The sequence below is a fragment of the Trinickia sp. genome (assembly GCF_057351765.1).
The window spans coordinates 101,242-125,091 of record NZ_JBMRBK010000024.1 but is presented as its reverse complement, the minus strand read 5'-3'; the positions used below and the strand labels follow the sequence as shown (position 1 = coordinate 125,091).

At 65.5% G+C, this 23,850-nt stretch carries 13 protein-coding genes; 5 read left to right on the top strand and 8 right to left on the bottom strand.

Annotated elements, in window-relative coordinates; translation table 11 throughout:
- Positions 1-25 precede the first annotated feature (25 nt).
- Positions 26-3,727, top strand: a complete 3,702-nt coding sequence (locus tag ACO1XS_RS06470; RefSeq protein WP_486390247.1) for a hypothetical protein — start codon at positions 26-28, stop codon at positions 3,725-3,727.
- 3 nt (positions 3,728-3,730) lie between these two features.
- Here the strand turns inward: ACO1XS_RS06470 and ACO1XS_RS06465 are convergent, their stop codons facing one another.
- Positions 3,731-4,564, bottom strand: a complete 834-nt coding sequence (locus ACO1XS_RS06465) for a helix-turn-helix transcriptional regulator (protein ID WP_486390282.1) — start codon at positions 4,562-4,564, stop codon at positions 3,731-3,733.
- A gap of 318 nt (positions 4,565-4,882) precedes the next feature.
- On the opposite strand from ACO1XS_RS06465, the gene ACO1XS_RS06460 reads away from it, so the two are divergent.
- The gene (locus ACO1XS_RS06460; RefSeq protein WP_331572381.1) at positions 4,883-5,635 is read left to right on the top strand and encodes a class I SAM-dependent methyltransferase; all 753 of its coding nucleotides are present in this window, start codon (positions 4,883-4,885) and stop codon (positions 5,633-5,635) included.
- Positions 5,636-5,677: 42 nt separating this feature from the next.
- Here ACO1XS_RS06460 and ACO1XS_RS06455 read toward each other — a convergent pair whose 3' ends face one another.
- The 4 genes from ACO1XS_RS06455 to ppc form a co-directional block, all read right to left on the bottom strand.
- The gene (locus ACO1XS_RS06455; protein ID WP_486390246.1) at positions 5,678-6,886 is read right to left on the bottom strand and encodes an EAL domain-containing response regulator; all 1,209 of its coding nucleotides are present in this window, start codon (positions 6,884-6,886) and stop codon (positions 5,678-5,680) included.
- 72 nt (positions 6,887-6,958) lie between these two features.
- Complete coding sequence (locus tag ACO1XS_RS06450; protein WP_486390245.1) at positions 6,959-8,002, bottom strand: response regulator; 1,044 nt, start codon at positions 8,000-8,002, stop codon at positions 6,959-6,961.
- A 22-nt stretch (positions 8,003-8,024) separates the two neighbouring features.
- A complete protein-coding gene (locus ACO1XS_RS06445) occupies positions 8,025-11,780 on the bottom strand; it encodes a PAS domain S-box protein (protein ID WP_331572377.1) in 3,756 nt (1,251 codons plus the stop codon).
- A 190-nt stretch (positions 11,781-11,970) separates the two neighbouring features.
- A complete protein-coding gene (gene ppc, locus ACO1XS_RS06440; RefSeq protein ID WP_486390281.1) occupies positions 11,971-14,844 on the bottom strand; it encodes a phosphoenolpyruvate carboxylase in 2,874 nt (957 codons plus the stop codon).
- Between the two features lie 293 nt (positions 14,845-15,137).
- Between ppc and hemC the strand changes: the two genes are divergently transcribed.
- The 3 genes from hemC to ACO1XS_RS06425 are packed head-to-tail and all read left to right on the top strand — an operon-like array spanning position 15,138 to position 19,428.
- Positions 15,138-16,124 carry a hydroxymethylbilane synthase gene (hemC, locus tag ACO1XS_RS06435; protein WP_486390244.1) on the top strand — a complete coding sequence of 329 codons (987 nt, stop codon included), beginning with the start codon at positions 15,138-15,140 and terminating at the stop codon, positions 16,122-16,124.
- A gap of 17 nt (positions 16,125-16,141) precedes the next feature.
- The gene (gene hemDX / locus ACO1XS_RS06430; RefSeq protein WP_486390243.1) at positions 16,142-18,229 is read left to right on the top strand and encodes a fused uroporphyrinogen-III synthase HemD/membrane protein HemX; all 2,088 of its coding nucleotides are present in this window, start codon (positions 16,142-16,144) and stop codon (positions 18,227-18,229) included.
- 2 nt (positions 18,230-18,231) lie between these two features.
- The gene (locus ACO1XS_RS06425; RefSeq protein WP_331572372.1) at positions 18,232-19,428 is read left to right on the top strand and encodes a heme biosynthesis protein HemY; all 1,197 of its coding nucleotides are present in this window, start codon (positions 18,232-18,234) and stop codon (positions 19,426-19,428) included.
- Between the two features lie 44 nt (positions 19,429-19,472).
- On the opposite strand, the gene ACO1XS_RS06420 is transcribed toward ACO1XS_RS06425, so the two are convergent.
- The 3 genes from ACO1XS_RS06420 to ACO1XS_RS06410 form a co-directional block, all read right to left on the bottom strand.
- A complete protein-coding gene (locus tag ACO1XS_RS06420; protein ID WP_331572389.1) occupies positions 19,473-20,726 on the bottom strand; it encodes a hypothetical protein in 1,254 nt (417 codons plus the stop codon).
- A gap of 841 nt (positions 20,727-21,567) precedes the next feature.
- Positions 21,568-22,893 carry an MFS transporter gene (locus ACO1XS_RS06415; protein WP_331572371.1) on the bottom strand — a complete coding sequence of 442 codons (1,326 nt, stop codon included), beginning with the start codon at positions 22,891-22,893 and terminating at the stop codon, positions 21,568-21,570.
- Between the two features lie 159 nt (positions 22,894-23,052).
- Positions 23,053-23,811, bottom strand: coding sequence for an SDR family oxidoreductase (locus ACO1XS_RS06410; protein ID WP_173260608.1), 759 nt, complete (start codon positions 23,809-23,811; stop codon positions 23,053-23,055).
- Between the last annotated feature and the right edge of the window lie 39 nt (positions 23,812-23,850).

Here is a 23,850-nt window from a genome sequence, read left to right as displayed (position 1 = left end):
CCATCAGAGTTTGCGTGCCAAACCTATGATTACAGACGACGAACAGTACTACGGCCCCAAGCTGGATCGGCTTTTGCGCATTCGGAAGATCGATTCATTGGGCGATCTGGTACCGCCCATTTTCCCCATCGCCCCGCTGCCGAGCAACGTCACGGGCGTCTTGACGCCGACCGATGGAGCGGTGTCGGGCTACGCCGCCTTATTGGCGGAGGCGTTACCCGGACTGCCACAGGCGGTGGAGGAGATCTGCGGTCCGGCGCCGTGGATCGTGCGTAGTGCCGGCATCGAGGATTTGACGGATCATGTCAACGCGGGGGGCTACGAAAGCCTGATATGCCTCGCGCCGCAAGATCTGATGCAGCGCATCGCCGCCGTGGCCCTGAGCGGATCGACCGAGCATGCACGGCGTCAGCAGGCACTTTCGGGTCGAACTGCTCGTTCCGAGGCCATTTCATGCTTTGTGCAGCCGCTGCTGAAGATCGATGTTGCTGATGATGTCGGCCCCAATCACTCGCCATTTCTGGACGCGACGGTCTTGGATCGAATGGAGGCGGTATGTGCCGAGCTGATGGAGGCCTTCGACTTCGCGGCCATTGATTGCGAATGGGGCCTCGAAACGACGCTGGGCTTCGTCTCCATTACCACCATTGCGCCGCGCAATCAGAGGCTGATGAACGTCGCCCATACGATGGGCTTCGGCTTCGCCAGCGCCCAGAACACCGGCTCGCGGGCGACGACTCTTGCCCTGCGTCCGGCCACCACTGGCCTCCGACTCTGGCGGGGACAACACTTGCGTGAGACCCTGGTTCAGCGATTGCATTTGCTGCAGGCTAGGCCGGCACATCTTGATGCTGCCTTCTGTGAGCGGTCGTCGCTTACCGACGACTGCTACGAAGCGCTAAACCAACACTACGACGTGGTGGAGGCCGGGCTATTGATGCTAGGCGCGGCGTCCTTTGGCCACGTTTTGGTAGCGCCGGACCTTATGAGTGCGTGGCGTCGGTATCTCGCCTTAGATACGCAGGGGCAGGCCGCTGTGGCGGTGGTCATGGTGGACAAAGGCAGTGCGGAAGAACATGCCGGCATCATGTTTCGGCAGCAGAAGATCACCTGCGTCAGAGCGGACACGCGGCGTGTGCCAGCCGGGGCGGACTGTGCTGCATTCGATCGCGGCACATGCGTGCTGGGGGGAGCAACCATGCTGCGGTCAATTCAGACAGAGGTTCGCCGAGAGCTGATTTTGCCCGACGACTGCGCCTGCGTCTTCACGGAGGAGGTGCTTTCTCCCACCGGCGAGCTGACACTGGAATGCACCGACGCCCTATCCCAACTGCATCTTCTGCCGCTGGCCAAGGAGGTCAAAGAACGACTGCTTGCGCGCACCGAACAGCCGATGGCGACACTGTGGATGCAGCGGGTCGGCGGCGCGGTGGAGTCGCCGTCCCTCCTCGCGCAGATCGGGCGATCGCGGCATTCGGGGTACGCTGGAGGACTCGCCGCGCGCACCGAATTCGCACAAGCCTATGAACGCGCCGCCCGCGTGTCGCGCATCGAGCTGTGGCGCGAACTGCCCACGCTATTTGCGCTGTCATCCGATATACGCCCACTAGTCGAAAGCGCCGACCTGCGTCTCATAATGGCGTTGCTGGTTTGCGAAGCAGCAGCGGCTTGGGTACCAGCGGGAACTCTTTCCTGTTTGCTCAATTCGGCAGCCATACAGCTGGCTGCGCAGCAGCGAGACAACGCCGTGGTTGTCTTGGAGACCGTATCGTTAGTCAGTGCGGAATGCGCACGACTGCCGCTCTATGAGGCGGATGAGACCGTTTCATACCTGAATACGTTGGCACGCGCCTTTGAGAGTGGTCTGACCGCTAGATCGATGGCGTCCATCCATTCATTGGAGCTGCCGATCTCCAGCGTCGTGCGGCTGGCCATGCGGGTGCTGGATCGTCCTGCCGTCCTCGAACCAGTGAACGCCTTCCAGCAGGCGGTGGCGTCGTTCAGGGGAATTGTGTCTGCCGGAGCCGCGGCGGCGTGGCTCTCACAGCAGTTGAATGAGGCCTACTCGAGGCTGCGAAACGCGCTGTGCGACGCCGATCTGAAGGATGTCGCCGAGCAGTTCAGGGGATCGCTGATTGAAACCTACGACGCGTCGCTGAAGGGACTGCTCGCTCGTGCGGTGGAGGGGGGCGATGCCGCTAGCTACCAGCGATACCTTGTGGTGATGCAGCAATGGATCGCACTCCTGAGCGCGGAGCCGCTTTCTGAGCGCGATGACATAGTGCTCCGTCGCTTCGAGGTATGGCTGCGTCAGTGGAAAGATGAGGAGATACTCAAGTCGTTCGAGATAGAGGACCGCAACTGGCGTTCCGAGTTTGACAAAATTATGGCTGCACGCGAGGCTGCTCCTCGCTATGAAAACCCGCACGTTCTGCACAACCTCCTGCACCAGTGGTCCCTGGCGGGGCTGCGACTGGATACGCGTTGGCTACCGCAACGGGTACAAGCGCTTGCGCGTTTCTGCTCGACATTCAGCAGCCGGTCGACGAAGGTTTTGCGCTTTGAGCGAGAGCTCCTAGAGATTCAGATCCCGATGGGGACGCATAAGGCTAGCTACGTGTTCACGCCCCGTCAGATCACGGTGGAATGGGCAGAGCCGCCCGATTGCCGCGGCGACGAGATTGCGCGAATCCTGGCGTTCGAAGTATTTCTGGATCGTTTGCGCACCTGGATGTTTCCGGGGCTCACGGTCCGGCGCGAGCAGGTGTTGGGCACTTGGACATTGTTTATCCGCCTCGGCGTGCCGGCATCAGGTCGCTGGCATCACGAGGACATCACACGCTTTGTGGCCGCAACGCGTTTCCTCTTCGATGCGTCGTACGATTTCTCGTACGTCGAGAACGATGCGGTCGACGGCTTTGCCGAGCGCTTTAACGGCCCGAATTGGGAGTCGGTGGTCGCTACGCTGGTCCGGTATCGGGAGGTCTTCGAGGACGCATCGCAGTACGTTGCCTTGCATACTTTGCCGATGTCTTCGGCTGTCAGCGCGATCGCGCAGAGTCGTGTGGTGCGTGGGCTGATACTGCGCTGTCGGCGCGGTGGTATCGAGTACTGCTGGTCGCTGATCGACACGTACGCGCGGTGGCTGGAGATGTGCGCTGAAGATGACGACCGGTGGCGCGGTCGTTATGAGTGCCTCCGGCAGGCCAGCCTGTTCCTGGCGGCGATGTGGCCGCGGCAAGCCCTTAAGGGGCTCGCCTCCCGGGCAAGCTTTCACGTAGGCCATGACCTAATCGCGGCGTGCCTCTTCAAGCGCTCGGACTTGGAGGATGAACTGCAGCACATCATGACTGCGGGGGGCGCAGAGCTGTCCGGAATGTCCGCACTCATCACGCGGCATGCCCCAAAGATCGCTGCGGCGGGCTGCGGCGCGGAGGCCTTGGCCGCGCAACTCGCCGACACCGGCGTTCGGTTCCGGCGCGCCAAACACTTCTTGGTCGCTCACTACAGTGATCGCATCGATCTGGCCGTGCTGGGGCGTCTGATCGAGGACATGGAGACTGTACCGTGGGGACGCACCGCAGCCGCGGAGCAGGCCGTCCAGACGCAGATATCGACGCGGGGGCTTACCTGCCGATTCGAACTGGAGCGAGGCATTGACTGGACGATGCTGGACTCTTGCTCAACGACCTCGCGAGAACGGTGTGAGCCCCGACCCGCGCCGTAAGCCTCAGTCCCGCACGAGCACCACAAGCAGCAAATCCTCCCGATGCGCGGGCTTGAACGTGATTTGTTCGTAGACGACGCGACCCGCATCGGGATGATCGAATTCACGCCTGCCGACTTCGCGTTCGCCGACATCCTGCGACGCCCAAAACCGCGCGAAGTCCTCGCTTTCGGCAACGAGCCCATCGATGAGGGCCCGTGTCGGCGCGTCGTTCAGGTGCCGGATCGAATCGGCGCGGAACTGGGCGACGAGGCGCCGCGCGCGCGTTTCCCAATCGACGATGAACGTGCGCGCCGCAGGCACAGTGAACGTGAAACGCAGCAAGTTGCGCTCGCGCGTGGGGTCTTGCGGCGCGCCATCGAGCCAGCCGACGAACAGCGCGGCCGCCGGCGCGTTCCACGCCAGCGCATTCCATTGCCGATCGAGCACATAAGCAGGCGTATCGAGATGGCGTACCGTCGCCAGCAGCGCGGTGGGGGCGTCCGCCGCGGCCGGCGCGGGTTCCGACGGGTCGCGTTCCCCCGCCAACTCGAAAAGGTAGGCGCGCTCCGCCCGCGTGAGCTGCAAGGCTGCCGCTATGCGTGCGAGCGCATCGGGGGATGCCGAGACCGACCGCCCTTGCTCGATCCAGGTGTACCAAGTGGGACTCACGCCGCACAGTTGAGCAACTTCCTCGCGCCGCAGCCCCGGTGTGCGGCGACGCGGGCCCGGTGGCAGCCCCACGGCCTGAGGAGAAAGACGCTCCCGATGGGCGCGGATGAAATCTCCGAGCGCGCGTGCGGGTGTTTCGCCGAGCGGCCCCGCATCGCCAGCGGCCGACGATGCCGGTGTCGGGATGGCGCGCGAAGCCGGCGGTCGATCGTTCGTATTGGCCATCTTCGATTCATGTACAAGATTGGGCGCGAGGCCGGCTGCCGGGCCAGCTCGTGATGCATAACGTGTAGAGCCCCGCGGACAGTTCCCGAGCGGGCAGCCTGGGCCAAGCCGGGTGGATCGGATACCAGGATAATCGCTTGCCTTGTACCGGTACCGAGGCAACCGTATTGTAGCGTCAGATGTGACGCCTCGGGGCTGTGCACGTGATGTTGCCGGCCGTGCGGGCGTCGTCGCCGGATTCGTCCGATCCGTCTTTTACTCTTCGAAGGAGTTGCCGCAATGAAACACCGCGAACAGGTTGCCGATGCATTCGGCTCGACCGCTGCCGCCTATCTCGTCAGTCAATCTCACGCGAGTGGCGCCGATCTGCGGACACTGGCCGGCGAGCTCGCCGCGGCCCCGGGCGGCAGCGTGCTCGATCTGGGCTGCGGTGCGGGCCATGTAAGCTTTGCGGTGGCGCCCCATGCGGCCACGGTGACCGCCTACGATCTTTCGGCCCAGATGCTCGAGACGGTCGCCGCAGCCGCTCACGAGCGCGGATTCGACAATATCCGGACTCAGCAAGGCGCCGCCGAAGCGCTGCCGTTCGCCGATGCGTCGTTCGATTGGGTCTTGAGCCGGTTCAGTGCCCATCATTGGCACGACGTGCCGGCCGCCCTCGCCGAGGTGCGCCGCGTTTTGAAGCCGGGCGCGCGGGCGATCTTCGTCGACGTGGCCGGTGCCGACCATCCGTTGCTCGACACTTACGTGCAGAGTGTCGAGCTCCTGCGCGACACGTCCCACATCCGCGATTACCGTGCCGACGAATGGTTGACCTTTTTCGAACGGGCGGGCTTCGAAGCGCATGTGCGCGAGCGCTGGAGGCTGCCCATGCAGTTCGACGAATGGGTGGCGCGCATGCGCACACCCGCGGAGCGCGTGGCGGGGATCCGCTCGCTTTGGCGCGCGGCACCCGACGAAGTGCGCGAGTACTTCGCCGTTGCCGAGGACGACTCGTTCGAGATCGATGTCCTCATGATCGACGCGCGATGAACGACGCTCACGGGACCGCGCGTTCGGCCTAAAGCGGGAGGCCTACATCATCGACGCATAACGTTGCGTCCACGCCTCGTGCCAGCCGGCCAGTTGCGCCGCTGGCATCGGCGCACCGACGAACGCGCCCTGTGCGACCTCGCAGCCCATGTCGCGCATCGCCTTCCAGTCCTCGAGGTCGTCGATACCTTGCGCCACAGTGCGCATGTTGAGCTGGCGCGCGAGTGAAAGCGTGGCCTTGACGATCGCGCCGAGCGACGAATCGCGGCTTGCGCCATGCACGAAACTGCGCTCGAGCTTGAGTTCGTCGAACGGAATGTCGCGCAGATGGGCGAGCGCCGCGTCGCCGGTGCCGAAATCGTCGATCAACAGACTGATGCGCTTCAAGCGCAAACGCGTGAGGACATCGAGCGAGATGAGGCGGTTGCGCTGGATGCGCGTTTCGGTGATCTCGAGCACGAGCCGCGAAAGCGGGAAGTCGGCGGCATGGGCGGCGTCGACGATGAAATCGGGAAAATCGAGCGAGGCGAGATCGTCCGTCGACAGGTTGATCCCGAGCCGGAAATCGGGGCCGAGCGCGTGCCATTGCCGTGCTTGTTCTAACAAAGCTGGGAGCAGGCCCCGCGTGACATCGTCCACGATGCCATGCTGCTCGGCCATCTTGAGAAAGCGTCCGACGAGCACGAGGCCATCGCGCGGGTGCTGCCATGCGACGAGTGCCTCGACGCCGGCCACTTCTCCCGTTGCGAACGCGGCCTGCGGTTGATAGCACATCACGATCTGCCCCGCTGCAATGGCCACGCGCAATTCATCGGGCGAGTAGCTGGGCGCATCGCTCGCGTTGGCCGCGGTATTCGGCGCATCGGTCGCGAGGCGCTGCTGCAATTGCTCGCGCGTGGCCGGCTTCGCGAGGGAGCCCAGCACGCGCAGCCCGCGCGAGTAAGCCAGCTTTTCCGCACTCTTCAGTACGCGCAGATCTTCGCCGCTCACGAGCACGACTTGTCCATCGTAGCCGCGCGCCACGAGCTGGCGCAGGAACTCGACGCCATCCATCTCGGGCATCTGCAAGTCCGTGAAGACGACGTCGATCTCATGGTCCTCGGCTTCGAGCGCGGCCAGCGCGTCTTGCGCGTGCTCGTACGGCAGTATCGCCTCGTAGCCGAGCTGCGTGAGTTGGCGCACGAGCACCTTCAGAACGAAAGGCTCGTCGTCGACCACCAGGATCTTGCGTTGCTTGGTGGGTTGAGTCATGCAGTTCACCGTTATCAATGAATCAATGAATGAGTGAGGCAGGCGGCGCGTGGACCGCGCCGCGCGCGACTGTCATGACATTGCCGTTACGGACAGGAAAAGGCGCAGCTTGTCGACCAGCGTATTGCGATCGAAAGGCTTCACGAGGAAATCGACGGCGCCTGCCTTCAGGCTTTCGACGACGATGGCGCGTTCGCTGTGGCCGGTCACCATGACGATCGGCACGTGCGCGAATTGCGCGATCGCTTTGATCGCGCGCGTCGCCTCGACACCGCTCGTATCGGGCAGGCCGACGTCCATCAGCACGAGATCGGGTTTCATCTCCCACATCAGCGATTGCGCTTCGGCGCCCGTGCCCGCGAACGCCAGCTGCAGGTTCTGCCCGGAGAGCAGCCGTGCGAGCAGCTTTTGCTGGAATTCGTCGTCTTCGACGATGAGGACTTTGGGCCGATCCGGTTGCGGCGCGGCGCTCGCGTCGGGCTTCGCAGGCACTGCCTCGGGGGCGGCGCCGGCAGCGATGGGGCTTGCGCGCTGCGCCTCCTCGAAGAACCCGCCCGCGCGCGGTGCGGCGGCAGCCGGTTGGGCACTGGCCTGGGGCGCTGGCGCGACAGCGGCGCGAGCCGTCGCCCGCACGGAGCGGGCAGTGGCGGGCTGGCCGGGAGCCGCGCGCAGCCACGACTCGCCGGCGCGGTTTTCCGTGCGCATGAGCCGCAGCACCTGATGCACGGACATGCGAATGCGCGGCGCATCGTTCGTGGCCGGCCAGAACAGCACGTAATCGTCGAAGTGTTCCTTGCGGCACAGTTCGTAAGCGGTGCGGAGATCGCGGGAATTGCAGAGCAGCACGGTGCGATGCGGCACCGTGTGCACTGTCGTGCCGAGCCGGTAGAGCCCGAGGTAATAACGCTGCGCGGCTTCGATCGTATCGAACGCGAGCACGAGCACGGCCGGGCGGTGCGTTTCGAAGTCGGCAACGGCGGATTCCGGTTTGACGGACAAACGCACGGTGCCGAAGTCGTCGGCAAGCAGTTTTCCGACCAGCTCCGCGTCGGCGACGGCTTCGGACGCCACGAGAATCGAGGCGTGTTCGCAAGAGAGATCGGCTTCGTTGAACATCGTTGAGCCCCTATCGATTCATTTATTTCAGTTCTGCCGCGAGCAGGTGCTCGAGCGTGTCTTCCACGGCCGCGAGTGCCGTATCGAATTGATTCGCCCAGTTGGCAAGCGTCGCGAGATCGCCCGCCTTGCCGGCGTTTTCGAGTTCGGCGCACAGATCGCCGAGCGCCATCGCGCCTACCGAGCGCGACGACGATTTGAGCTTGTGGGCGATCGCGCCGGCTTCGCGTCCGCGTCCGGCATCGCAGTGCGTGCGCAACTCGGCGGCCAGCTTGCCGACGGATTGCTGATAGTCCGACAGCAATTCACGCACGATGTCCGGATCGTCGCCCACGATGCCCTTCAGTATCTCGACATCGACGGCCGCCGCTGTTTGCGCGGTCGTATGCGCTTGAGACTCCGCAATGGGCGCGGTCATCGGCACCATGGCGTCGGGTGCGCGAAAGTGCGCCTCGAGGACGGCCTGCAGCCGGTTGAGCTGAAGCGGCTTGGTGAGATACCCGTCCATCCCGACCGCCTGGACGCGCGCCGCTTCGCCCTGCACGGCGTTGGCCGTCAAGGCGACGATCGCGAGCCGTGTGCCGGGCGGCTCTTCGCGGCGGATCGTCTCGACGAGTTCGTAGCCGTCCATTTCGGGCATGTGCAGATCGGTCAGCAGCAGCGCGTAGCGATGCGCCCGCCACAGCGCGAGCGCTTCCTGGCCATCGCTCGCGATCTCGGCCACATGTCCCAGCAAGCCGAGCTGGCGCAGGATCACTTTCTGATTGATCGCATCGTCCTCGGCGACGAGGATCAGCCGGCCTTGCTCGCGCGCCTGTGCGACCGATAACACCGGGCCAGAACGCTCGATGCGGGCCGGGTCGCGCCCCTGTGCCGTGGCGTGCACGCCAAAGCGGCTGACGGAGACGGCCTCCGTTTCGACATCGAAGGGCAGCCGTACCGTGAATGTGGAGCCCGCGCCGACGGTGCTGTCGACGGTCACGGTCCCGCCCATGAGATCGACGAGCCGGCGGCAGATCGCGAGGCCGAGTCCCGTCCCGCCGAAGCGGCGCGTGGTCGACGCTTCGGCTTGCGTGAACGGCTTGAACAGCTTCGGTAGGGTCTCCGCCGAGATGCCGATGCCGTTGTCGGCGATGGCGAACGCCACCTCGACGCGTCCCGATTCGAGCGGCGTGGCGGTGACGCGCACCGACACGCTGCCCGGTGTGTCGGGCCGTCCGCCCGAAAACTTGATCGCGTTGCCGACGAGGTTATTGAGCACTTGCCGCAGCCGTGTGTCGTCCGACAGTACGGCTCGCGGGAGATCGGGCGCGACGAATTTCGACAGTTTGACGCCCGCGCGCTCGGCCACGGGCGTGAGCGACTGGCACAGCCCATCGGTCAGATGGGCGAGGCAAACCGGCACGAACTCGATATGCAAACGTCCCGCCTCGATCTTCGAAAAGTCGAGGATATCGTCTATGAGCGTCAGCAGCGCATTCGCCGATTCGCGAATCGTCGTGATCATGTCGCCCTGATCGGCGGTAAGCCCCGTTTGCGCAAGGACCTCGGTCATGCCGATCACGCCGTTCATCGGCGTACGGATTTCGTGGCTCATCGCCGCGAGGAAGGCGCTCTTCGCACGTGAGGCGGCCTCGGCCTCGGCACGCGCCTGTTCGAGTTGCTGCGTGGCCAGCCGGCTTTCGGTGACATCGCGCGCAGTCGCATAGATGAGCCCGTCGAGTTGGATGGCTTTCCACGCGAGCCAGCGTACGCTGCCGTCCTGGCACAGGTAGCGGTTTTCGACATTCTCGATCGGCTCGCCCGGCGCGCGGCGCTCGATTTCGGCGACCGTCGCGGCCCGATCGTCGGGGTGTACGAATTCGATGAAAGGCCGCGACAGCAACGCCTCGCTCGACCAGCCGAGCACCTTCGTGAAGGCTGGATTGACCCGTTTGAAGTAGCCCGCCGGGTTGGCGTCGGTGAGGCAGATGAGGTCGAGTGAGAGATCGAAGAAACGGTCGCGCTGCGTTTCGGCTTCCTTGCGGCTCGTGATGTCCTGCAGCATGACCAGCGCACCCCAGGCGCCGTCCACTTCGTACGGTACCGCCGTCATTTCGCCGATGAACGTGCTGCCGTCGAGTCGCAGCCAATTCGCTTCGCGCGCGGGCGAAGCGATGCGCGAGCGCGACAAACGCAGCATGCGTTCCTCGATCGTCGCGCGGCTGTCGGGACGCAGGAACTCCATCAGCGAAAGCCCGCGTATTTGCGCGGCGGAATAGGCGCCGAGCGTCTGAAGCGCCTTCGGATTGGCGAACGCAATCGTTTGCTCTTGAATGAGCAAGACCGCGTAGGGCGACAGTTCGATCAACTGCCGATAGCGCGCTTCGCTGTTCTTGAGCGCTTCCTCGCTGGCCCGCTCGCGGCTCACGTCGCGAATCAGCGCGACCACCCCCGCCGATGCCGTACCGCGTTTTTCGACGCGCACTTCGAAGACGGCCGGCACCGGCGTTTCGAGGCGGAAGATCGCGCTTTGCGCGTTGCCGAGCGTCGCGTCGCCGGCCAGCACGGCCGCCAGGCGCTCAGCCTCGGCCGCGCCCTCCTGCTCGAGGTCGTCGCGGAAAAATGCGCGGGCGACATCGGCCGGCGTGGCGTTGACCGCGTCGTCGCCCGTCCAGCCGACGAGCGCGAGAAAGTGAGGATTGTGGCCATCGATGCGGCCTTCGGCGGAAAAGCCGACCGCTGCATCGGGGATCGCCTTGAAGAGCGCTTCGGCGCGCTCGACTTCGTCGCGCGTGCGCGCGAGCGCTTCGCTCTCGCGTGCCGACGACGCTTCGAGGCGCTTGGCGAGCCGCCCCTGAACGAGCGCGGCGCCGAGGATCAGCAGCGTCAGGACGATACCCGCGGCGACGAGCGCTGTCGTGCGCTGCCGAAACGCTTGCAGATATTCGGCGTTCGAAAACCCGACCATCGCCACGACGGGATAGTCCTCGAGACGCTCGTAGCTGATCGTGCGCTGCACGCCGTCGTAGAAGCTGGCCGCTTCGAACGTGCCGCGCAACGCTCGCGCGAGCGCGACGCGCAACGGCGAGCGCGGCGGGATCGGCCAGCTCGTGTCGAAGTTGTAGTGCGTGCCTGTGCGGCGGGCGCGCAGCACATAATCGTTCGTGCCGATGACCGCAAAGAGGCCGTCGCGCCCGATGCGCTCCGATTCGAGCAGCTCCGTGAAGACCGACGGCGGCACGGACACCACGACCACGCCGACGAATCGTCCCTGCGGATCGTTGATGCGGCGTGACAGCTGGACCGAACGTTCGCCGCTCACGCGATCGATGACGGGCTTGCTGATGAACAGGCGTGCGCTGGGGTCGTCCATGTGGACGCGGTAGTAGTCGCGATCCGTGTGGTCCATCGGCACGAAGCCGTGAAACGTCGAAGCACGCAGAATGCCGTGCTTGTCGATGACGGCCACCTGGGTGAACACGTCGAGATCGACGAGGCCCGAATGGACGTAGTCTTCCAGCGCGAGTTCGGGTCCGTCGCGCTTCACGAGCCATGTGACGACATCGGCGACCTGATTCGCCTCGCGCAACACCCGGGTCGTATGCGAGGCCAGCGCGCTCGCGAGCGCCTCGGTCTGCAAGCGCTCGTTCTGGCGCTCGGCATTGAGGTTCCAGGCCGAGAACGCACCTAGCGCGAGCCATAGCGCGAAGACGAGTCCCAGCGCCGCCGCGCGATTGACGCGCGACGTGCGGCTCGTTTGCGCGCTCGACGATGGAATCCGGGGGGCGTGGCTCATGGTGGCGATCAGTTGGCTTCGACATTTTTATCGACCGAAACCGGGGCGAACTTTAATGCGCCGAGCCTTGTAAATCGGGGTCTGAGAGGTAGACCGGTCCGTCAACCGGGGCGCCGTTGGCAATGAAAAAGGGCCGTGGCTTGCGCGCACGGCCCCGACGGACGGTGAAGAACGATTTTCGCCCGGGCACTCAGCCCGTATTGCGCAAGCCTGCGGCGATTCCGTTGATGGTCAGGTGAATGCCGCGCCGCAACCGCGCATTGGTATCGCCGGCGCGATGGCGCTTGAGCAGCTCGACTTGCAGGTGGTTGAGCGGATCGAGATAAGGGAAGCGGTTCTTGATCGAGCGCGCAAGCAGCGGATTATCGGAAAGGCGTTGTTCTTTCCCGGTGATCTGCGCAAGCGCCTCGGTGGTGCGCTCCCACTCGGCGACGATCCGTGAAAATACCTGCTGGCGCAGCTTCTTGTCTTCGACGAGCTGCGCATAGCGTGACGCAACGGCGAGGTCCGTCTTGGCCAGCACCATGTCCATGTTCGAGATCAGCGTCGAGAAAAAGGGCCAGCTCTTGTACATTTTCTGGAGCGTCGAGAGGCGCTGCGCTCGCTCCACTTCACTTGCCGCGCCGGCGATATGGGCCTGGACGGCGCTGCCGAAGCCGTACCAGCCCGTGAGCAGCAGCCGGCACTGGCCCCAGGAGAACCCCCAGGGGATGGCGCGCAAGTCCTCGATGCGGCGGTGCTGCGGATCTTGCAGCTTGCGCGAGGCCGGGCGGCTGCCGATGTTCAGCTCGGCGATCTCGACGATGGGCGTGGCCTGGAAGAAATAGTCGGTGAAGCCGGGCGTCTCGTAGACGAGCGCGCGGTACGCGGCCATCGCCGCATCGGAGAGGGTCTGCATCGTCTGTTCGCTCTCGGGCAGACTCGCGGGCGCGTCGCCGTGCGGCAGCAGCGAGGCCTCGAGCGTCGCCGCGACGACCGTTTCGAGATTGCGGCGGCCGATCTCGGGGTTCGCGAATTTGCTGCCGATCACCTCGCCTTGCTCGGTCAGGCGGATCTGGCCGTCGACCGTGCCGGGCGGCTGCGAAAGAATCGCCTGGTAGGTCGGCCCGCCCCCGCGGCCCACGGTGCCGCCGCGGCCGTGAAAGAGCCGCAGCCTGACGCCGCGTTCCTTGAACAGCGCGACGAGCGCGAGCTCGGCACGATAAAGCTCCCAGTTCGAGGTCAAGAACCCGCCGTCCTTGTTGCTGTCCGAATAGCCCAGCATGACCTCCTGCTCGCTGCCTTGATGCGCGATGAGCGCATCGAGCCCCGGAAGCGCGAAGTACTCGCGCATGATGACGGGCGCGTTGCGCAAGTCGGCGATCGTCTCGAACAGCGGAATGACCATGAGCCCGTTACGCGCGCTCGCGTGCGTGGCCGCAAGCGTGCCTTCGAGCAGTCCAGTCTCCTTCTGGAGCAGCAGCACCTCGACGAGGTCGCTGACGGTCTCGGTATGCGAAATGATGTAGTTGCGCACGGCGCGCTTGCCGAACCGCTCGCGCATGACACGCGCCGTTTCGAGCACGCCCAGTTCGCTGCGCACGAGCTGCGAATACTCGAGATACGGAGAGCGCAACAGGCGCGGCTGTTCGAGCTCGGTCAGCAGCAGCCGCAGCTTGTCGGCTTCGGGCAGCGAGGCATAGTCGTCGTGTACGCCCGCGCGTTTGAACAGCTCGGCAATGACCGCTTCGTGCATATCGGAGCTCTGGCGCAAGTCGATGCTCGCCAGGTGAAAGCCGAATACTTCGGCCGAGCGCACGAGCGGCGCGAGCCTCGGCGCGATCAGCGTGCCGCCGTGATGCGCTTCGAGCGATTCGACGAGTACGTTCAGATCGCGCACGAACTCGGTGGCACCGGCATAGGGCGTCGCACGCACGGGCGGCGCGCCGTGGCCGGCGCTGCGCAGCGGCACCGTGCCTTCGCCGAGCCGCACGCGCACGCTCGCGGCAAGCCGCGTATAGACGCCGATCAACGCGCGGCGATACGGTTCGTCCACGCGATGCGGCGATTGATCCGGTGAAGCCTGGGCGAGCGTCTTCAGTGCCTCGCTGCAACCGGAGAGCATATTGGACACCGAGAGCTCGGCACCGAGCGCATGCACTTCCTCGAGATAGTGCTCGAAGATGACCGTAGCCTGGCGCGCGAGGGCATGCTCGAGCGTTTCGGCCGTGACATTCGGGTTGCCGTCGCGATCGCCGCCGATCCAGCTGCCCATCTGGAAAAAGGCGGGTAGTCGCTTGTCGAGCGCGTATCGGTCGCCGATCGCCTCCTCGATATCGGTGTAGAGCGCCGGTATTTCTCGCAGGAACGTCGCGCGGTAATACGACAGCGCGTTTTCGATTTCATCGGCGACGGTGAGTCGCGAATCGCGCAGCATGCGCGTTTGCCAGAGCGCCGAGACGCGGGCCCGCAGCAGCGCTTCGTTTTGCGCGCGCTCGCGCTCGGTGAGCGGTTGATCGCGCTCGGCCAGCAGCCGCGCGATATCGTGCTGCGCATCGAGAATGCTCTTGCGCTGCACTTCGGTCGGGTGTGCCGTGAGCACGGGTACGATCAGCGCGTCATCGAAAAAACGCTTGAGCATGTCGGCGTCGATGTCGCCCGAGCGCGTGAAACGCTCCAGCGCGTAGGCGACGGTGCCGGCCTGCGGAGCCGATCCGGCGAGCGCGTGAATGCGGCGGCGCCGGTTGTGATGGCGGTCTTCGGCGATGTTTGCCAGATGCGAGAAGTAGCTGAACGCCCGCACGACACTCACGGTCTGTTCGGGCGTGAGCGCGCGCAACTGCTTTTCGAGCGCCAGTGCGGCGCCGTGATCGTCCTCGCGCCGGAACTTGACGGCGTTCTGGCGAATCGTTTCGACGACGTCGAACACAGCGTCGCCCTCCTGTTCGCGCACGACGTCGCCGAGCAGGCGGCCGAGGTAGCGAATGTCCTGAAAGAGCGGCTGGTCCTTGTCGTCGCGCCCGCCGGGGGCGCCGGACGCGGGCGGCGTGGCGGCGCCTGGGGCGTCCGCGGGTGTGGGGTGCAATGCCTCGTTGGGGCGGGCGGCGTGTGCCGGTCCGTTAGACGTCACGGTGATGTCCTCAGTGAAGCTAGAGTCGATGGAGTGGCGGTCTCGTCATACCAAACGAGACCCATGACAGCAAAACTGATAAAACGGCGCCCGAGCCTTCGCGGCGTGCGCTTGTGGCGCAACGCACATCCCGATGCCGGGCGCCGCGCCGTGGAGCGCGGCCGCTTCCCGGCCGGCGCGAAAAATGGGGCAAGGCGTGCGTGCTACCATTCTTCGATGTTCGATCCCGTCATTCGAAATACCGATCAATGAATTCCGAGACGCATTTCCCCGCATCGCCCGCCACACTCGTCATTGCCTCGCGCGAGAGCCGTCTCGCGATGTGGCAGGCCGAGCATGTGCGCGATGCGCTGCACAAATTATATCCATCTTGCGAGCTACGAATTCTCGGAATGACGACGCAAGGCGATCGGATTCTCGATCGCACGCTCTCGAAGATCGGCGGCAAAGGGCTTTTCGTGAAGGAACTGGAGACCGCGCTGGCCGACGGCCGGGCCGATCTGGCGGTCCATTCGCTCAAGGACGTGCCGATGGATCTGCCCGAGGGCTTTGCGCTGGCTGCCGTCATGGAGCGCGAGGATGCGCGCGATGCTTTCATTTCGAACGACTACGCGAGCCTGGCCGCGCTGCCGCCCGGCAGCGTGGTCGGCACCGCGAGTCTGCGGCGCGAAGCCATGCTGCGTCTGCGCTATCCCCATCTGGTGGTCGAGCCGTTGCGCGGCAATCTCGACACGCGGCTCGGGAAGCTCGACCGCGGCCAGTATGCAGCCATCATTCTGGCCGCGGCCGGTTTGAAGCGGCTCGGGCTCGGCGCGCGTATCCGCGCACTGATCGAGACGGACGAGAGCCTGCCGTTGGCCGGGCAGGGCGCGCTGGCCATCGAGGTGCGTGCCGATCGGGCCGACCTTGCCGCCTGGCTCGCGCCGCTCGATCACCGGCCGACGGCGCTCGCCGTGCAGGCCGAGCGGGCCGTATCGCGCAACCTGGGCGGCAGTTGCGACGTGCCGCTTGCGGCGCATGGCCACTGGGGTGGCGCCGGCAACCTGCATCTCGCAGGCCGCGTGTCGATGCCGGATGGCTCCCGCACAGCCTCGGCCGAGGTCGTCGCGCCGGTCGCGAGCGATGCCGAGGCACTGGCGCTCGGACGCCGGCTCGCTGACGCGCTCGCATTACAAGGTGCGCGTGAGATCATCGCGGCGCTGGCGACGCAAAGCGGCGGCGAGTCTGCCGTTTGAGCCCGCGCGCCGCTCCGATGGCCGACTCCGTTTCCGATCCGCAGGGCGGTGGCCGCCCGGCCGGCGGCGATCGTGCCCGTGAAGCTCGCTCGTTTACTGCCGTTCTCACGCGCCCGGCCGGGCAGTCGGCCGCGCTTGCTGCGCGGCTGGCGCGAGACGGCATGGACGTATTCGAATTTCCGCTGATCGAAATTGCGCCCGTCGAGGACCCGCTGCCGCTGCGCGATGCGCTGGCAACGCTCGAGCGCTATGCGCTGGTCGTCTTCGTTTCGCCGAATGCGATCGACCACGGGCTTGCCGAGCTGAGCCTGCCGTGGCCGAAGGCCGTGCCTGCCGCGGCCATTGGGCCGGGAAGCGTCGCCGCGCTGGCGCGGCACGGTCTCGCGCCACCCGCGATCGAAGTGATCTGTCCCGCGGGCGCCGATGCACGCGAGGCCCGCGTCAAGGGGGCCGGCAACGGCAACGGCGATGACGCCGCGAGCCAGCGGTTCGATTCCGAATCGCTCTGGGCCGCGCTCGAGGCGAGGTTCGGCGAAGGCGGCCTGGCCGCCAAGGATGTGCTGATCGTGCGCGGCGATGGTGGCCGCGAATGGCTCGCCGAGCGTTTGCGCGAGGCGGGCGCGAATGTTCAGGCCGTGGCCGCCTACCGACGCCGCGTGCCGCAAGCGAGCCCCGATGGATGGTCGCGCGCGCGCGCATTGTTGGCCGGCGTGCCGCATGCCTGGCTCGTGACGAGTTCCGAAGGCTTGCGCAACCTCGAGACGATGGCCCGAGCGCAATTATCGGCTGCCGAATTCAGCGCGCTCAGGCATGCTCCGCTCGTCGCTCCCCATCCGCGCATCGCCGAGACGGCGCGGGCATTGGGTTTTGATAGGATTACGCAATCCGGCCCCGGCGATGAACGCATCGCTGCGGCCTTGCGCGCCATTTCGGCATCGTCTCGCGCATCCTTCGATCAACCGGCTTCGGCCTCTTTTTCGGCTCCATTGCGCATGACTGACTCGAACCAGGATTCCCCGAACCCCGCCGAGCATGCGGCCTTCAACCAGCCGCAGTCCGGCGCGTTCGTCTATGACGAGCCGAAGCGCCGCCGGGGCGGCGGGGTGTTGCTTCTCTTGATCGTCGTGTTGGCGGTGGCCTGCGCGACCGGCATCGGCGCATACGCGCTCAATCGCAAGGTGGACCGCCTCGATGCGCGCGTCGCGGCACGGCAGCAGGCGATCGACGCTCAAGCGGCCGAGCTGCGCGTGAAGATCGATCAGGCGCTCGCCACCGTTCACCAGGTCGATGCGCAGTTCGCGCAACTGCAAGGCAAGCTCGCCGATGCGCAAACGGCTCAGCAGGCGCTGCAAAAGCAGTACGAGGATCTGGCGCGCAACCGCGACGACTGGACCTTCGCCGAAGTCGAGCAGATGCTCTCGAGCGCGAGCGAACAACTGCAACTGACCGGCAACACGCAGCTCGCCCTCTTTGCGCTGCAAAGCGCGGACACGCGGCTGGCAGCGCTCGCGAGCCCGCAGGCGATGCTGATGCGCCGCGCGATCGCGCAGGACATCGACAAGCTGAAGGCGACCCCTTCGGTCGATTTGACGGGCCTGGCGATCAAACTCGATGACGCGATCTCGCAGGTCGACTCGTTGCCGCTGCTGGGCGAGGCGCGCGTGCCCCGTCCCGCACCGGCGAGCAGCGTACCGGCCGCGGCTGGCGCAAGCGCGGCCGCGGCCGGCGAGCCTCGCTGGAAGGTCTGGTGGCGCGAGGTGTCTTCGGCCGTCGGCGTGGAACTCAAGGGGCTCGTGCAGGTCCGCCGTATCGACAATGCCGACGCGATGCTCAATACGCCCGAACAGGGCGAATACATCCGCGAAAACGTGAAGCTGCGGCTGTTGTCGGCGCGGCTCGCGCTGCTCTCGCGCAACCAGACGACGCTGAGGTCCGACCTGCAGGCCGCCGATGCCGCGCTCGCCCGCTACTTCGATGGCGGCGCAAGACGCGTGCAGTCCGTGCGCGCGCTCCTCAAGGAGGTGGGTGCCGGTGCGGCATCGGTCGAGACGCCGAACATCAACACGAGCTTGCAAGCCGTGCACAACACCAAGAGCCGGGGGTAACCATGGCACTCAGGGGACTCTTGTGGCTCGCACTGCTTTTCGCGCTCGCGGCCGCGCTTGCGACAGTGGGGCACTTCGATGCGGGGCAGGTGCTGCTCGTCTATCCACCGTATCGCGTCGACATTTCGCTGAATCTCTTCGTGGTCGGCATCGTGGTGCTGTTCGCGCTGCTTTACGCGCTCACGCGCATGGTGCGCAACATCTGGCAAATGCCGCGCCGCGTCGCCGCTTACCGGGCGCGCGCGAGAGAGGCCAAGGCGCATTCGGCGCTGCGCGAAGCCATCGGCAATCTGTACGCGGGGCGCTTCTCGCGAGCCGAGAAGGCAGCGCGCGAGGCGCTTGCGAGCCAGTCGAACAAGGGCGCGGCAGGACTCGTCGCGGCGGTGGCAGCGCATCGCATGCGCGAGTACATGCGACGCGACGAGTGGCTCGGGGCCATCGATGCGCCGGATTGGCAGGACGCCCGGCTCATGGCCAGCGCGGACATGCGCGCCGATGGCCGCGATCCCGAAGGCGCGCTGGCGGCGCTGACGGAGATGCAATCGCAAGGAGCCCGGCGTATTCATGCGCAGCAGATTGCACTGCGCGCGCAGCAGCAGCTCAAGAATTGGGGCGAGGTCCTCAAGCTCGTGAAGACGCTCGAAAAGCGCGAGGCCATCCATCCGGCCGTCGCGGTCAGGTTGCGTCAGCAGGCCGCGGAAAACCTGCTACGCGATCGGCGGCACGATGCCGAAGCGCTGTTGACGCTTTGGCATTCGCTGGCACCCGTCGAACGGCACTCGCCGCGGCTCGCCGATCTCGCGGCTGAGCTGCTGATCGCACTGAGTCGGCACGACGAGGCTCGCCGGATCGTCGAGGAGGCGTTGCAGCACAACTGGGATGCCCGGTTGCTGCGCCGCTATCCGGAGACGGCATTACCCGGCGAAGCGCTGCCGTTGATCCAAAAGGCCGAGGCTTGGCGCAAAACGCGCCCCGAGGATCCGGATCTGCTGTTCGCGCTGGGGCGCCTGTGCCTGCACCAGCAATTGTGGGGCAAGGCGCAGTCGTTCCTGGAATCGGCGCTCAGGCTCGCCGACGATAACGACGCCCTCGTGATCCGCACCCATCGTGCGCTTGCACGGTTATTCGAACAGCTCGGCGATACGGGTCGGGCCGGCGAACACTATCGTGCGAGTGCGCTGGCGATGAAGGTCGTCTGACGGCCGTCGGGGCACGCCTCGAAAGCGTGCTCCGGGGGGGCGACTCAAGACACTCTGAAGGCGAAGTCCGCGATGTTGTCGGCATCGAGCTTCGCGTTGGTCATCGGATGTTTGGGATTGCTGACGAGATACTTGGCCAGCTCCTTCATGTCCATGAACTCGACTCCCTTGTTGACCCTTGTGTCGAAGCCGCGCGACGGGTCCGATGCGACTGTGGCCAATCCGATCACTTTCTGAGCCGGGTTGTTCAAGGACAGTTCTTCGCCGAAAAGACCGACCGACGCGTTGTCCTTGCTGAACTCCCCGTCGCCTTCCTGGTTGTAGATGGCCGCATCCTTGAACTCATGGCGCTCGGCATCGGCCCTGGAAATGGGCCGCAACCGATCGAACGTCGCGACGATCTTCTCATAGGTCGCGATGTGCGCTTTGAGCTCGGCGATCGTGGCTCGCCGAGACCCGCCTCCGGCACGGACAACCGCCGATGCGATCTCTTCGGCCGATGCCCCCGGGTTCCGCGTGTGGATTCGAAAGGCGTATTGACCGTTGTCCTCCGCGTCGCTCCGAGCCGGCATCTCCAACGCGCTGTCCGGTGCGGCGCGCCGTGTGCGATCGGCCTCGACGGGACGCGAAGCCGGCGTGGCCGGTTGACCGGTCGTCCCGGAGGACGAAGCCGAGTTCGGACCCAGCGCTTCACGGAGCGCATTAGCGAGCGGCAGATTCCCCAGCAGTCCGATTTCGTGCATGTTGGGGAAATGCGATCGCAATACAGGCATCATTCGCCGGTTCACACGCGCTGGGTCCCCGTCGATCAACGCGGAGACGACGCCGTGCGCTTCAGTCAGGTCGACCCCTGCGCTTTGCAATTGCCGAACGATATCGCTTGCCTCGGGTGTCGATCCGCGCGGTGAGCCTCGGGATGGCGTAGCGGCGCCTGGCCGCGTTCCTCCGGCTGCTTGTCGCTGCGCGCCTGCGCTGCCCCGGGCGTGCTCCATGAGGCGCATCGCTCTGCTCACGTGCATCAGGGGATGATCGACGAGCGAGACGCCCTCCTCGATGCGGGTATCGATCCCGGCGCGTTCCAGTGCATTCCTGACATGGGCGGGCAAGTCCTGCCCCCAAACTAGAGTGTTCTCCAGGGCGTCGCGCACTTGCTGCATGTCGATACCCGATCGGGCCAGTCGCTCCAAAGCCGCACTGGCCGGTCGCAGATCCGCTCGGTGGGACCGGGCCTGCCGTGTCGGCGCGTTCGCCTCGCCTGCACGAGGCGGGGCGGGGGTTCTTCGCAATCCGCCGCCCATCGCTCCCTGTCGCGGTCCTGTCGGCGCACGGGGGGGCGAAAGGGCCGCCCGCGGTGACGAGGGCGCCGCTCTGCCAAGCGCGTCGCGAAGCGCAACGGCAAGTGGATCGCGTTCATCGAGGCCGATCATCACCATATTGGGAAAGTGTTGCACCAAAACGCGCATCGTTCGGCCGTCGACGTTCCGCGGCTCTCCGTTGATCAAACCGGATACGGTTTCATGCGCGTGACGGAGATCGACCCCGGCACTCCGAAGTTGTTCGACGATGCCATCCGCGTTTGGCGCGCGTGTGCGTTGTTCCAACCGCGGCGGCGTGGCGGCGCTTGGGGCCGCGGAGGTCGGGCGCGAGCCGCTCGGCGCCCGCGCGCCCGCGCGGGGCGGCGTTTGCCGCGCCATCACTTCCTCCCCGTGGCCGCGCGGCAGCGCCTCCAACCGCCGAAGTGCCGCGGCCGCGCCTCGCGGCGGTGTCGCCGGCGTGGAGCGCGCATCACGACCCGCTGACGATTCCGCGCCGACGCTGCCTTGCGCTTGCGGCGCCGCGTTCGTTGTCCGGAACGGGCGCGTGAGGAAGCCTAATACGCCATGACGCCGGCGCTCGCCGGATGCTCGGCCGCTGTCGTTGGACCCGTTGGGGCTTCGCGTCGGCGTTTCATTGCCGAGTCGCTCCGCCGACGGGGAGTGGATGGGGCTCGTTCTACTGATTCCGGGCATGGGGCCTTTTCCTCCGGCGGACCGTTTTGGATACGGTTCCAGCCTATGCCGCGATGCCCGAATGTCTGCGTAATACCGGCGAAAAGCATAGGCCGCCAGCGAACGGCGCTGGCGGCGAGCATCGTCGACCCTACTTGTTCACGAGCCGAGCCGGCACGCTCAGCGCGAGGAGTGCGCCGAGCACCATGAAGGCGGCGAGTAGATACATGCCCATATCGTTGACGCCCGTGGCCTGTTTGAGCCAGCCCATCGCATAAGGACCGAGAAAACCGGCCAGATTGCCGATCGAATTGACCATCGCGATGCCGGCTGCGGCACCCGCGCCGGCGAGAAACGCCGTCGGCAAGCTCCAAAAAAGCGGCAGCGACGTAATGATGCCGGCCGTTGCCAGCGTGAGCGCCGCCATCGCCAGGGCCGTCTGGTGGGCCCAGGTCACCGAGAGGACGAGCCCGACCGCGCCGGCGAGCGCGGGCAATGCGACATGCCAACGCCGCTCGCGCCGCTTGTCCGCGCTCCGCGCGACGAGCAGCATCGCGACGACGGCGGCAGCGAACGGAATCGCCGAAAGCAACCCGATGATGAACGAATCCGTCACGCCCGTTGCCTTGATGATCGTCGGCAGCCAGAAGCTCACGCCGTAGAGTCCGACCACGAAAGAGAAATAAATGAAGCTCATGAGCCACACCCGCGGGCTCGTCAGCACGGCGCCGAGTTTCAGATCTTCCTTGCCTGTGTCCTCCGCTTCGATGTTGCGTGCGAGCAATCGTTTCTCGTCGTCCGTCAGCCAGCGCGCGTGAACGATGCGATCGTCGAGCGCAGCCAGTACGACGAGGCCCGCAACGATGGACGGTATGCCTTCGAGCAGAAACAGCCATTGCCATCCGTGCCAGCCGTTCGCACCGTGAAAAGCCTTGAGGATGTAGCCCGAGATCGGACCGCCGACCACACCCGAGAGTGCCACGGCCGTCATGAACCAGGTCGTCATGCGCCCGCGCCGGTTGGCGGGGTACCAGTAGGTGAGGTAGAGGATGATGCCGGGGAAGAATCCCGCTTCGGCGAGCCCCAGCAAGAAGCGCATGACATAGAACATGGCGGACGTGGTGACGAACATCGTCAACACGGACACGAGCCCCCAGGTAATCATGATCCGCGCAATCCATACCCGCGCGCCGACACGGTGCAGGATCAGGTTGCTCGGAACTTCGAAAATGAAGTAGCCGAGAAAGAAGATTCCTGCGCCGAGCCCGTAGACCGCGTCGCTCAGATGCAGATCGGTCGCCATCTGCAGCTTGGCGAAGCCGACGTTGACCCGATCGAGATACGCGACGAGGTAGCAGATCAGCAGTAGCGGCAAAATGCGCAGCGAGACTTTGCGGTAAGTCGCTTCTTCGAAGCTCGACGATTGCGCGTCACCGGGTGTCGAGAGCGGGTCCAGGCCCGCGCGAGGTTGATTCATGATGTGTCTCCTCCAATGGAGTAGGCGTTGGCAGCAAGCGGGCGTGCATACGCCCGTCCCGTGCAAGGCACTTGTTGTATGGAATGAGCGGCGATACGAGAGCGAAACGTGAAAAATGCAACCCAGCGGCCGGAGCGGGCGAAACCGCCCCGGGGCACATCAAACGCAGCGTCCGCCATCGACTTCGAGGCACACGCCGGTAATGAATTCGGCTTCGTCGGATGCGAGAAAGAGCGCGGCGTTCGCGACATCCTGCGGCGTCGAAAACCGGCCCAGCGGAATGCCGGCCAAAAAACGTTGGCGGTTGGCGGGCGTGTCTTCCATGCCCATGAACTCGGAGAGCAACGCGGTCTCGCCGATCACCGGATTCACGCAGTTCACGCGGATGCGGTCGCTGCCGAGCTCGGCAGCCAGCGACTTGCTGGCGACGATGACGGCGCCCTTGCTCCCGTTGTACCAGACGAGTCCGGGGCGCGGACGCACGCCGGCGGTCGAGGCGATGTTCACGAAAACGCCGCCGCCTTGCTGACGGAAGTACGGCACGAACGCTTGCACGCTCCAGAAGATGCTCTTCACGTTGACCGCATGCACGCGGTCGAACTCTGCTTCCGTCACATCGAGGACAGGCTTGTTGCGGTGGGTGGTCCCCGCGTTGTTGACGACGATCTGCACGCTCTTGAAGTCTTCGAGCGCCGCCTCGCGCAGCGTTTGCCAATCGGCGAGCCGGGCGACGTCGCCCGCCACCGCGATCGCGCGGCCGCCCGCGAGCGCGATCTCGCTGGCGACGCGCTCCGCGGCCGCACCGTTCAGATCGTTGACGACGACATTGGCGCCTTCGCGCGCGAATGTCCTGGCGATTCCTTCGCCGAAGCCCGAGCCGCCGCCCGTGACGATAGCCGTTTTGCCAGTCAGTCGCATCGTGTCTCCTGATTTTGTGTTTTGAGCGATAGTGCTCCG